An 11,932-nucleotide genomic window follows, 5' to 3' on the forward strand; every position below is an offset into this window, starting at 1 on the left:
TCCTTACGCCCGTTGCTGCCTGATACGCCACAGAAGAAACACTGTCATCCCCATCCAGACGGCCGCCAGCAAGAACCATGTGATCGCATAGGACAGGTGGTTGTCCGGAATACCCGCCGTGGAAAGCGGCGTGAAAGCGGCAGGGGGCGCGGCCTCATCGGTACTGCGGGCGATGATGAACGTGGGCTCGGTCCCCAGATGCGCGGCCATGGCAGGCACGTCGCGGGCGAACCACAGGTTGCTTGCGGCGTCTGGCTCCGGCGTGAAGCTGTCGGCATCGCGCGGCCAGTGCAGGTTACCCACCACCGTAACCGCCCCGGCCGAACGGGGCCGCACGGCATCGCGGTCATCATAAGGAACAAAGCCTCTGTCCACCAGCACGCGCCGCCCGTCAGCAGTCTCGAAGGCGGTGACAATATGGACGCCGGTGCCTGCGATTTTCTGGCTGGCCAGCACGAACAATTCCTGCGCCGTGAAGCGCCCGGTAACTGTGACCGGCAGGTAGCGGTCCGCTTCCGGGTCAGGTGCCGCAGGCAGCGGCACGGGATCGGCAACGATCCCCGCCTCGATCCCGGCGATCACTGCGGCCTTTTCCGACATGCGCGATACCTGCCAGATTCCCAGCGCCAGCAAGATCAGCGTGCCGATGACCCCGAACATCAGGGCGGCAATCATTCGTCCGCGCATGGTTAAACCTTTCATCACAGCAAAAGCGCGCGCCTTGCGGCCCGCGCTTTTGATCGTTCAGACGCTGACGGGCCCGGCCGGCCCGCTGTCGCCCCCGCTATGGCGCATGCCCCTGCCGGAGATCCGGCGCGCGCACCGCCCAAGCGGGATTACATGCCCCAGACATATACTGCGAAGAACAGGAACAGCCAGACCACATCGACAAAGTGCCAATACCAGGCAGCGGCTTCAAAGCCCACATGACGTTCCGCAGTAAAATGCCCAGCCCGCACACGGAACCAGCAGATCGCAAGGAAGATCGTGCCGATGATCACATGCGCGCCGTGAAACCCGGTGGCCATGAAGAAGTTGGCGTAAAACACCTCACCCGAGAACTGGTATCCCTCATGCACCACAAGATGCCAGTATTCGTAGGCCTGCAAGCCGGTGAAGGCGACGCCCAGCAAGACGCCGATGGCCAGCCCGTTGGCAACATCGCGCCGCGCGCCACCATGGACCAGCGCGTGGTGCGCCCAGGTCACGGCGCAGCCCGACAGCAGCAGGACCAGCGTATTGATCAGCGGCAGGTCGAAGGCGTTGACCGGATGAATGCTGGGCGCTGCATATTGCGTACCGACATAATCGTACATCGGATACATGGTGTGCTTGAAGAAGCTCCAGAACCAGGCGGCAAAGAACATGACCTCGGACATGATGAACATGATGAAGCCATAGCGCAGCCCGATGGTCACCACGGGCGTATGGTCCCCGGCATGGCTTTCGGCGACGACGTCGCTCCACCACGAGAACATGACATAAAGCACACCGGCCAGCCCCATCAGGAACAGCCAGGGCCCGTTGTCGTGCATCCACATGACCCCGCCAAACAGCATGACAAACCCCGATGCCGCGCCCAGAAACGGCCAGATCGACGGGGGCAGGATGTGATAGTCGTGGTTCTTTTCGTGCGCCATTTTCAGTGTTCCCTCAGGCAGTCGTTTTATGGTTGCGCCGCGTTGTGCGGCGTTATTGGGTCAGCGTTTCCACCGGCGTGGCGTTCGTTGCCGAATAATCCTCGGGTACTGCCGTTTCGTGGAAAGTATACGACAGCGTGATCGTATGGGTGTATTTCGCATCCCTGTCTTCCAGAATCTCCGGATCGACAAAGAAGGTGACCGGCATCAGCACCCGCTCGCCGGGTTGCAACACCTGCATTTCAAAGCAGAAGCAATCAATCTTGCTGAAATACAATCCCGCATCATAGGGCGTGACGTTGTAACTGGCCGTGCCTGCCACCACGCGATCGGTCGGGTTGTAGGCCTCATAGTACGCCATGCCGACTTCGCCCATGGGAATGGTCATCGTCCGCTCGACCGGCTTGAATTCCCACGGGAAATCACGCTCCTTCGATCCATCGAACCGCACGTCCATCGTCTGCGCAATGGCACCGGTGCTGGCCGAGGCCACCGAAGTCGTTCCGCCATAGCCCGTCACGCGGCAGAAAAGATCATAGAGCGGCACCGAGGCCCAGCCGAGCGATGCCATGACCACCACGACCGCGCCTGCCTGCACCGCTGTCTTGTTGTTCGGGGTGAGGTCGCGCCAGTGTTTCATTCTGCGGGTTGCTCCAGCGCCGGGCGGTAGGTGTGGTCGAACGCCTGAAGGCTACCGCCGCGCTGCACCTTCGCGATGGTCAGGCCGAACACCAAGGCGACGAAAAACACCAGTGTCAGCCCCACCCCGACATTGCGGCTGAAGCGGCGTTTGTGCAGTTCGTGGTCGCGTGAAATCGCCATCAGATCATCTCCCAACCCAAGGCCGCATACGCACCCGTGGACGTCAGTGTTGCTTCCAGCAAGATTGCTACGAAATGCAGGAACAGATAGTAGAGTGAGAAGCGGAATACCTGCTTTTCAACCCGATAGTTATCAGCGGTGGCCATGACTTCATCACGCCGCCAGATGCGGAACGCGCCCAGGACGAAAACCGCATTCAGCACCACGGCAGTTGCCAGGTAGACCGGCCCGCCGATGGACGTGAACCCGGCACCGACAGCCAGGGGCGCCAGCAGCAGCGTATAGACCAAGATATGCGCCCGCGTCACCCGGCGACCGTGGGTCACGGTCAGCATCGGCACCTTGGCATCCGAATAATCCGACTTCATGAACAGCGCCAGCGCCCAGAAATGCGGCGGGGTCCACATGAAGATCAACGCGAACATCAGGCATGCCTCAAGGCTGATGCTGCCCGTCACCGCGACCCAGCCGATCATCGGCGGGAAAGCCCCCGCCGCGCCGCCAATCACAATGTTCTGCGGTGTCGCGCGTTTCAGCCACATGGAATAGACGACCGCATAGAAGAAGATCGTGAAGGCCAGCAAGGCCGCCGCCGCCAGATTCGTCGCCAGCCCGAGCATGACCACCGAGATCCCCGACAGCGCCAGCCCGACGGCCAACGCCTCACCGGCCGCGACGCGGCCCGAGGGGACGGGGCGCTTCTTCGTGCGTGTCATCACCGCGTCAATATCGGCATCCCACCACATGTTCAGCGCGCCCGAGGCCCCTGCCCCCAGCGCGATGAAGATGATCGCCGCAAGCGCCTCGACCGGATGAAGGTTGCCGGGTGCAACCAGCAGCCCGGCCAGGGCCGTGAACACCACCAACGACATGACACGCGGCTTCAGCAGCGCGACATAATCGCCAAAGCCCGCATCACCGGGCTGAAGGCTGGTGTCGATATCGGCACGAATGTCGGTCATAAAGCTCTCCCGTGGCGGTCAGGCGCGAAGGCGCATGACCAAGCTGCGCGGATCGGATCGGATCAGTCAGCGGCGGCGGCAACGCGCAGCGTGTCTGCACCGGGGGCGGCGGCCATGTTGGTCGCGCCCTGCCGTTCCAGCCATGCAAGGTATTCACCCTCGGACACGACTTTCACGGTGATGGGCATGTAGGCATGGGAAATCCCGCAAAGCTCGGAACACTGACCGAAATAGATCCCTTCCTCTTCGGCCATGAACCACAGCTCTGCCAGGCGACCGGGGACGCCGTCTTGCTTCACGCCAAACGACGGCATGGCCCAGGAATGGATCACATCCGCCCCTGTCACCTGAACAACCACAGTCTTGTTGACCGGAATCACCATCGCCGTATCGGTCGCCAGAAGATACTCGCTCTGGGCGTAGCCGTTTTCCTCGAGCTCTTCCCGGGCCAGCATGAAGCTGGAGAATTCGACATCGTGGTCGACATATTCATAGCCCCAGTACCACTGATAACCGGTCGCCTTGATCGTCACATCAGCCTGCGGGATCGTCTGGTCCTTGAACAGGATCGGCAGTGAAAACGCGCCGATAACGAACAGGATCAAGATGGGCACGATGGTCCATGTCACCTCGATCGCGGTGTTGTGGGTGAAACGGGCGGGCGTGGGGTTGGCGCGCTGGTTGTAGCGCACGATGCACCAGATCAGCAGCCCGGTCACGAAGATCGTGATAGGAACAATGATCCAAAGCAACAGGTTATCCAGAAACACGGCCGACTGCATCGTGCCGGTCACCGGTTGCTGAAAATGCATGCCGCCCGGCACGGGCGCGCCGATGACCGGCAGTTCCGGCAGTTGATCATCCGCAAAGGCACGTCCGGCGGTGAAAACCCCGGCGGCAATACTGGCACAGCGCGCGGCGAGCGTTGAAAGTCGCATTCTCTGTTCCCGTCTTATCCGCGACCTTGCTGGCCGCTTTCCACTTTATCATTTATTCTGGCATCCAACTGACCCGACGCAGGCGCGCTGCGGTCTGTCACAGGTTTCAGTTTGTCTGCCGGTCTCGTAAAACCATATTAGACAGATTAGGACAAGCAAAACCGTTGCGGCAAAGCGACGCCGCTTGATGCAGATCAATGACACCCGTTCCGGCAAGAAAAGGCCCCCAGAAATGTCAGATGCCCCCTTCCGCCCGTTTGAGACCATGCTTGATGAGACGCAGGCGCTGGCGCTGCTGCGCCGCACGACCGAAGGGGCCGATGATGGTGAATTGTTTCTGGAACGCCGCCGCGCCGAAGGCATCGTGCTCGATGACGGGCGCATCCGCAACGCCAGCTATGATGCCTCCGAAGGGTTCGGGCTGCGGGCGGTGCGCGGCGATGTCACGGGCTATGCCCATTCGACCCATATCACCGAATCCGCACTGACTCGGGCGGCGCAGACCGCGCGGCTGGCCGTAGGAGAGGGCGGCGGCACACTGGCCGATGCGCCCACCGGCACCAACCAGCGGCTTTACGGCGATGCAGATCCGATGGCAGATGCCGCGTTCGGCGTGAAGATCGAGACGCTGCGCGAGATTGATGCTTTCGCGCGTGCGCTTGACCCGCGCGTGGTTCAGGTCACCGCCTCGCTTGCCGCGTCGCTGCAGGAAGTCGAGATCCTGCGCCCCGAGGGCCTGCGCCTGACCGATGTGCGCCCGATGTCGCGGCTGAACATCTCGATCATCGTGGAACAGGACGGGCGGCGCGAATCCGGCTCGGCGGGCGGGGGCGGGCGCCATGGGCTGGCCGGGCTGATCCTGCCCGGCCACTGGAAGAATGTCGCGCAAGAGGCACTGCGCATCGCGCTGGTCAATCTGCGCGCCGAACCGGCCCCCGCGGGGGTCATGGATGTGGTGCTGGGGCCGGGCTGGCCGGGCATCTTGCTGCATGAGGCCATCGGCCACGGGCTGGAGGGGGATTTCAACCGAAAGGGCACCTCGGCCTTTGCCGGGCTGATGGGGCAGCGCATCGCGGCCCCCGGCGTCACCGTGCTGGATGACGGCACCATCCCCGACAGGCGCGGGTCGATCAGCATCGACGACGAAGGCACCGCCAGCGCGCGCAACGTCTTGATCGATGACGGCATTCTGGTGGGCTACATGCAGGACCGGCAGAACGCGCGCCTCATGGGGGTGGCACCCACCGGCAACGGGCGGCGGGAATCATACGCCCACACGCCGATGCCGCGCATGACCAACACCTATATGCTGGGTGGCGATGCCGCGCCCGAAGCACTTCTGGCCGATGTGAAGGACGGGATCTATGCCGTGGGCTTTGGCGGCGGACAGGTGGACATCACCAACGGCAAGTTCGTCTTTTCGTGCACCGAGGCTTATCGCGTCCGAAACGGCATTGTCGGCGCGCCGGTGCGCGGTGCGACCCTGATCGGCGACGGCCCGACCGCGTTGCAGAAAATCCGTGGCATCGGCAATGACATGGCGCTGGACCCGGGCATGGGCAATTGCGGCAAGGCAGGCCAGTGGGTGCCGGTGGGCGTGGGCCAGCCCTCGCTGCTGATCGGCGGCCTGACGGTGGGGGGCAGCGACACCTGAAAAACTGTTTCCGAATCGTGGTTACGTTTACGTCTTCTTAACCTCCATGCCGCAAAGTGAGTCTTGAATGAGGCGAGGCGGCGATGGCGAAAGAAATGTTTTCTTCTAACCCACCCTTCACCCCACCCACCACGGAAGAGGACAGGCTGGCGTGGCTTCGTCTCATTCGCTCTTCCCGCGTCGGTCCGGCGACGTTTTACCGGCTGATGCAGGACCATGGATCGGCGCAGGTCGCGCTGGACGCCCTGCCGGGCATTGCGCAGCACGCCGGGCTGGACCGCTATGTTGCCTGCCCCCGCGATGTGGCTCTGCGCGAGATTGACGCCGCGCGGCAGGTCGGCGCGAAAATGGCCTGTTTCGGCACACCCCATTATCCCACCGAACTCGCAACGCTGCCCGATGCCCCCCCGGTTCTGTGGTGCATGGGCCGCCGCGACCCGGTGCTGCGCCCGATGATTGCGATCGTCGGTGCCCGCAACGCATCCAGCCTGGGCACGCGCATGGCGCGCAAACTGGCTGAAGGGCTGGGCCATTTCGGCTACACCATCGTTTCCGGGCTGGCCCGCGGAATCGACACCGCCGCGCATCATGCCGCGCTGAAAACCGGCACGATCGCGGTGATGGCAGGGGGGGTCGACGTGATCTATCCGCCCGAAAACGCAGTGCTTGCGGCGGCAATCGCCGATCAGGGGCTGCGGGTCTCCGATCAACCCATGGGAATGCAGCCGCAGGCCCGGCATTTCCCGCGCCGCAATCGGCTGATCTCCGGCCTGGCGCTTGGGGTCGTGGTGGTAGAGGCGGCGGAGAAATCCGGCTCGCTGATCACCGCACGTGACGCGCTGGATCAGGGGCGCGAGGTGATGGCCGTGCCCGGCCACCCTGTCGATGCGCGCGCTGCGGGCTGCAACGCCCTGATCCGTGACGGTGCGACACTGGTGCGCGGCAGCGAGGACGTGCTGGAAGTCTTGCGCCCGTATCGTCCCGCCACCCGCAAAGGTCTGCAAGAAGCCGCCACGTTGGATGAACTGGAGCCCGATCACGACAGGACGCGCAGAACGCAGGCCGACGCGGTTCGACCCGAAGGCATGACTTTGACGGCCGGCCCGGCAGCTTCGCGCCAGCGGATCATGGTCCCGTCTGTCGCGGGCCAAGCATTCTCTGGCCAGCCGCCCCCCGTCCAACCAGCCTCGGGCCAGTCGCGACGGCAAAAATCACCCTTGGGCCACCGGCAGCCTGACGCGGCTGAAACCGTCTTGCCCCCCGGACAGGTACAGAAAGCAACAGCCGGGCACCCACCGCAGCTTCTGCACAACACCATCCTGTCCCGCCTCGGACCCAGTCCCATGGCTGAGGATCAGTTAATCCGGGACCTTGCACTGCCGCCGGCCATGGTGCTTCAGGAACTTCTGACGCTGGAACTCAGCGGATCGGTTCAGCGGCACAGCGGCGGGATGGTGTCGCGCGCTTGAATGGCAAGGGGCTGGGCGGTGCGTCGCCGATGATCTTTGGAATGGCCTCACCCCCATAGGGGGCCAAGCCCCCATCCTGCCCGCCCAGGCAGCCGCGCAGAAGACCCCCTTGGTTGAACGGAAAAACCAGCTGCGGTTTCAGTGCATTGACAATACCCGTGAACAGGCCACATCTTGCGCCGCCAAAGGCCGGGCCCCTCCGGCAGCGTTTGATCAGAGGTTTTTCATGGCAGTCGTCGTCGTAGAGTCCCCGGCTAAGGCCAAGACAATCAACAAGTATCTTGGCCCCGGCTTTACGGTTCTGGCGTCCTATGGACACGTTCGCGATCTGCCACCAAAAGACGGTTCGGTCGATACCGATCACGACTTCGAGATGAAATGGGACGTCGCCGCCGACAGCCGCAAGCACCTCAAGGCGATCTCCGACGCCCTGAAGGATGACAACGACCTGATCCTCGCCACCGACCCCGACCGTGAGGGCGAGGCGATCTCGTGGCACCTGACCGAGGCGCTGGCAAAGTCGCGTGCCATCAAGAAAGACACACCTGTGCGCCGCGTGGTGTTCAACGCGATCACCAAGAACGCGGTGACCGAGGCGATGAAAAACCCACGCGATGTTGATATGGAACTGGTGCGCGCCTATCTGGCACGCCGCGCGCTGGATTATCTGGTCGGCTTCAACCTCTCGCCCGTACTCTGGCGCAAACTGCCCGGCGCGAAGTCGGCGGGCCGCGTGCAATCCGTCTGCCTGCGCCTGATCGTCGAGCGTGAGATGGAAATCGAGGCCTTCGACGCCCGCGAATACTGGACCGTTGCCGCCCAACTGACGACCCCGCGCGGGCAGGAATTCGAGGCTCGGCTGATCAGCCTGGCGGGCAAGAAGCTTGATAAATTCGACCTCGCCACCGGCACGGACGCCGAAATGGCGGTGCACGCGGTGACCAGCCGCGACCTTGTGGTTCAATCGGTCGAGGCAAAGCCCGCCACCCGCAACCCCTCGGCGCCCTTCATGACCTCCACCCTGCAGCAAGAGGCCAGCCGCAAATTCGGCATGGGCGCCAAGCAATGCATGAGCACGGCGCAGCGCCTCTATGAGGCAGGTTATATCACCTACATGCGGACCGACGGGATCGACATGGCGCCCGAGGCCGTGATGGCCGCACGTGATGAGATCAAGCGCCGCTATGGCGCGGATTATGTGCCCAAATCGCCGCGCATGTACAAGAACAAGGCGAAAAACGCCCAGGAAGCGCATGAATGCATCCGCCCCACCGAAATGTCGGTCGGCCCCGAGGCGCTGAAAACCACCGATGCCGATCAGCGTAAGCTCTATGATCTGATCTGGAAACGCACCATCGCGGGCCAGATGGAAGCCGCGCGGCTGGAACGCACCACGGTGGATATCGGCAGCCGCGACGAACAGGTGGGCCTGCGCGCCACGGGTCAGGTCATCACCTTCGACGGCTTCTTGAAGGTCTATGAGGAAGGGCGCGACGACACCGCCGATGAGGATGGCGGGCGCCTGCCGCAGATCGCGCAAGGTGACGCAACGCCGAAAAAGGCCGTGACCCCCGAACAGCATTTCACCCAGCCCCCGCCCCGCTATACCGAAGCGACGCTGGTCAAACGCATGGAAGAACTGGGCATCGGGCGCCCCTCGACCTATGCCTCGATCGTCACCACGATCCAGGACCGCGGGTACGTGCGCAAGGACAAGAACCGCCTGATCCCCGAGGATAAGGGGCGTCTGGTCACGATCTTTCTGGTCAACTACTTCCGCAAATATCTGGAATACGACTTCACCGCCGATCTGGAATCGCAGTTGGACGACATCTCGGCCGGGGACCGCGATTATAAGGACGTGTTGGCCCGTTTCTGGCGCGATTTCTCGGCCGCGATTGCCGAAACCGCAGACCTGCGCATCACCGAGGTGCTGGAAAAGATTGATGAGGTGCTGGCCCCGCAACTCTATCCCCCGCGTGAGGACGGGTCTGACCCGAAATCCTGCCCAAAATGCGGCTCGGGTCGGCTGAACCTGAAAACTGCCCGCTCAGGCGGCGCGTTCATCGGCTGCAACAATTACCCCGAATGCCGCTACACCCGCCCCATCGCCGGTGAGGGCGAGGATGCAGAGCTGTCGGGCGACGGCAAGCTGCTGGGCCATGATGACGGTGATCCGATCAGCCTGCGCACCGGGCGCTTCGGCCCCTACGTGCAGCGCGGCGAAGCGACCGAAGAAGTGCCCAAACCGCCCCGCGCCAGCCTGCCCAAAGGCTGGACCACCGATGCGATGGACCTCGAAAAGGCGCTGTTGCTGCTGTCACTGCCCCGCCCCGTCGGCCCCCACCCCGAGGATGGTGAACTGATCGAGGCCGGGATCGGCCGCTATGGCCCCTTCGTGAAACACGGCAAGAAATACGCCAACCTGCCTGATGTCGATGAGGTCTTCATCATCGGCATGAACCGCGCCGTCGAAGTGCTGGCCGCCAAGCCCACCCGGGGCCGCGCTGCCGCTGCCGCCCCCCTGCGCGAACTGGGCGAACACCCAACCAGTGGCGGTCCTGTCAATGTGATGAACGGCAAATACGGCCCCTATGTGAAATGGGACAAGGTAAACGCCACCCTGCCCAAGGACACCGACCCCGCCGCCATCACCATGGAAGAAGCTGTGGAACTGATCACGGCCAAGGCGGGCAAGACGAAGTCCAAGCCCAAGGCCGCCGCCAAACCCAAGGCAGCCGCCAAGCCGAAGGCTGCGGCAACCAAGGCAAAGGCGGGCACAGCAAAGGCGACCACTGCGAAGACGGCCACTGCGAAGACGGCCACTGCGAAGACGGCCACTGCGAAGACGGCCACTGCGAAGACCGGCACCGCAAAAACCACGACCAAAGCCGCTGCCAAGCCCAAAACCACCAAGGCAAAACCCGCCCCGGACGACAGCGCCGGATAAACCCCGCAGCATAACCCCAGATTGACTTCACCGATGTGCCGCGCCACAACATGACCCGACGTGACATTGAGGGAGTGAACGATGAAAAAGATCTATGGCTCAGCCGCCGAGGCGCTGGACGGCGTGCTGTTCGATGGCATGACCATCGCGGCAGGCGGCTTTGGCCTGTCCGGCATACCCGAACTGCTGATTGCGGCGATCCGCGACGCGGGCACCAAGGACCTGACCATCGCCTCGAACAACGCCGGTGTGGATGATTTCGGCCTTGGCCTTCTGTTGCAGACCAAGCAGGTGCGCAAGATGATGTCCTCGTATGTCGGCGAGAACGCTGAATTCATGCGGCAATATCTGTCCGGTGAGCTGGAGCTGGAATTCAACCCGCAGGGCACGCTCGCCGAACGCATGCGCGCAGGCGGCGCGGGCATTGCAGGCTTCTACACCAAGACCGGCGTGGGCACGGTCATCGCCGATGGCAAGGAACTGAAGGAATTCGACGGCGAAACCTATGTTCTGGAACGCGGCATTGTCGCCGATCTGTCCATCGTGAAGGCGTGGAAGGCCGATGACACCGGCAACCTCGTGTTCCGCAAGACCGCGCGCAACTTCAACCCGCCTGCCGCCACCTGCGGCAAGATCTGTGTGGCCGAGGTTGAAGAAATCGTACCGCGCGGCAGTCTGGACCCCGATCACATCCACCTGCCCGGCATCTATGTGCACCGCCTGATTCAGGGCCAGCATGAAAAACGCATCGAACAGCGCACAACGCGCGCCGCATAAGGGGGACCGAGATCATGGCATGGGACCGCAATCAGATGGCCGCCCGCGCGGCACAGGAACTTGAAGACGGGATGTATGTGAACCTGGGCATCGGCATCCCGACGCTGGTGGCCAATTACATTCCCGAGGGCGTCACCGTGACGCTGCAATCGGAAAACGGCATGCTGGGCATTGGCCCCTTCCCGACCGAGGATGAGGTCGACGCCGACCTGATCAACGCCGGCAAGCAGACCGTCACCGCGCTGCCGCATACCGCATTCTTCGACAGCGCGCAGTCGTTTGCGATGATCCGCGGCGGCAAGATCGCCATGGCGATCCTGGGCGCGATGGAAGTCGCCGAAAACGGCGATCTGGCAAACTGGATGATCCCCGGCAAGCTCATCAAAGGCATGGGCGGGGCGATGGACCTTGTGGCAGGCGTCAAACGCATCATCGTCGTGATGGATCACACCAACAAGGCCGGTGAATCGAAGCTCTTGAAGGAATGCACCCTGCCGTTGACCGGCAAGGCCGTGGTCAACACCATCATCACCAATCTGGGGGTGCTGGAAGTGGTCGAAGGCGGGCTGAAGATCGTCGAGGTCGCCGAAGGCGTCACCGAGGATGAAATCCGCGCCGCGACCGCCGCCGCGATTGTAAACTGACACCGCATCCGGCTCTGCGCAGGGACTGCCCCCGCCAGAGCCGGATCACCCTTCACACCACCGCATCGCCATCGTC

Annotated in this window: 11 protein-coding genes; 5 read left to right on the top strand and 6 right to left on the bottom strand. The window is 63.0% G+C overall.

All coding sequences use genetic code 11. The features are described from left to right. Positions 1-3: 3 nt before the first annotated feature. From H9529_RS07260 to coxB, 6 genes are all read right to left on the bottom strand, one after another. Positions 4-687 carry an SURF1 family protein gene (locus H9529_RS07260; RefSeq protein ID WP_092887741.1) on the bottom strand — a complete coding sequence of 228 codons (684 nt, stop codon included), beginning with the start codon at positions 685-687 and terminating at the stop codon, positions 4-6. 149 nt (positions 688-836) lie between these two features. After that, the gene (locus H9529_RS07265; RefSeq protein WP_092887736.1) at positions 837-1,640 is read right to left on the bottom strand and encodes a cytochrome c oxidase subunit 3; all 804 of its coding nucleotides are present in this window, start codon (positions 1,638-1,640) and stop codon (positions 837-839) included. A 52-nt stretch (positions 1,641-1,692) separates the two neighbouring features. After that, on the bottom strand, positions 1,693-2,280 hold the full coding sequence (locus tag H9529_RS07270) for a cytochrome c oxidase assembly protein (protein WP_092887734.1): 588 nt from the start codon (positions 2,278-2,280) through the stop codon (positions 1,693-1,695). Further along, complete coding sequence (locus H9529_RS07275; RefSeq protein WP_092887731.1) at positions 2,277-2,462, bottom strand: hypothetical protein; 186 nt, start codon at positions 2,460-2,462, stop codon at positions 2,277-2,279. The genes H9529_RS07270 and H9529_RS07275 overlap by 4 nt, the downstream gene beginning before the upstream one ends. Then, positions 2,462-3,424 carry a heme o synthase gene (gene cyoE / locus H9529_RS07280; RefSeq protein WP_092887728.1) on the bottom strand — a complete coding sequence of 321 codons (963 nt, stop codon included), beginning with the start codon at positions 3,422-3,424 and terminating at the stop codon, positions 2,462-2,464. Before cyoE ends, H9529_RS07275 begins: the two co-directional genes overlap by 1 nt. A gap of 62 nt (positions 3,425-3,486) precedes the next feature. Continuing rightward, the gene (gene coxB, locus H9529_RS07285; protein WP_092887725.1) at positions 3,487-4,362 is read right to left on the bottom strand and encodes a cytochrome c oxidase subunit II; all 876 of its coding nucleotides are present in this window, start codon (positions 4,360-4,362) and stop codon (positions 3,487-3,489) included. 232 nt (positions 4,363-4,594) lie between these two features. On the opposite strand from coxB, the gene tldD reads away from it, so the two are divergent. The 5 genes from tldD to H9529_RS07315 all read left to right on the top strand — a co-directional run bounded on the left by tldD (position 4,595) and on the right by H9529_RS07315 (position 11,856). After that, complete coding sequence (gene tldD / locus H9529_RS07290; protein ID WP_092887722.1) at positions 4,595-6,016, top strand: metalloprotease TldD; 1,422 nt, start codon at positions 4,595-4,597, stop codon at positions 6,014-6,016. Between the two features lie 95 nt (positions 6,017-6,111). Further along, positions 6,112-7,485 (top strand): DNA-processing protein DprA, encoded by a 1,374-nt coding sequence (gene dprA, locus H9529_RS07295; protein ID WP_223814327.1) that lies wholly within the window; start codon positions 6,112-6,114, stop codon positions 7,483-7,485. Positions 7,486-7,711: 226 nt separating this feature from the next. After that, a complete protein-coding gene (gene topA, locus H9529_RS07305) occupies positions 7,712-10,435 on the top strand; it encodes a type I DNA topoisomerase (RefSeq protein ID WP_092888215.1) in 2,724 nt (907 codons plus the stop codon). Between the two features lie 81 nt (positions 10,436-10,516). Beyond that, positions 10,517-11,212: a CoA transferase subunit A gene (locus H9529_RS07310; RefSeq protein WP_092887719.1), complete on the top strand. Its 696-nt coding sequence runs from the start codon at positions 10,517-10,519 to the stop codon at positions 11,210-11,212. 14 nt (positions 11,213-11,226) lie between these two features. Next, positions 11,227-11,856: a CoA transferase subunit B gene (locus H9529_RS07315; protein WP_092887716.1), complete on the top strand. Its 630-nt coding sequence runs from the start codon at positions 11,227-11,229 to the stop codon at positions 11,854-11,856. The last annotated feature ends 76 nt before the right edge of the window (positions 11,857-11,932 follow it).

Origin of the sequence: Roseicitreum antarcticum, from assembly GCF_014681765.1 — a bacterium.
In the GTDB taxonomy this organism is placed as follows: domain Bacteria; phylum Pseudomonadota; class Alphaproteobacteria; order Rhodobacterales; family Rhodobacteraceae; genus Roseicitreum; species Roseicitreum antarcticum.